General features: G+C 71.1%; 1 protein-coding gene. It reads left to right on the top strand.

Going from position 1 to position 336, the window contains the following annotated elements:
- Positions 1–336: contractile injection system protein, VgrG/Pvc8 family (locus QMZ26_RS21255; RefSeq protein WP_283222602.1), on the top strand; the 336-nt coding region annotated here is incomplete at both ends.

Below are 336 nucleotides of genomic sequence, written 5' to 3'. Positions count from 1 at the left end.
GGCCAGCGCCGCGCACAGCAGCACCTGGATGCACTGCGCGTGCGCGCGCAGACCATCGACGGTGCCGGCCAGTGGCGCGTGCTGGCGCCCGGCGCACGATTCGGCCTGTCGCAGCACCCGCAGGTGGGCGAGGACGCTCGTTTCCTGTGCCTGTCGGTGCGGCACCAGGCGCGCAACAACCTCGATGCCGAGGTGTTTGATGCGCTGGAGAAGACTCTGGGCCCGGCCAGTGTCGCGGCCCCGGCACTGCCCGGCGCATTGTCCGGGCTGGCCTATGGCGATGCCCCCGGCGAGGTGTCCACCGCGTTCTACGACAACCGCTTCGTGGCCATTCCG

The organism is Stenotrophomonas sp. PFBMAA-4 (assembly GCF_030053215.1).
Taxonomy (GTDB): domain Bacteria; phylum Pseudomonadota; class Gammaproteobacteria; order Xanthomonadales; family Xanthomonadaceae; genus Stenotrophomonas.
This window is presented reverse-complemented; position numbering and strand designations above follow the sequence as displayed.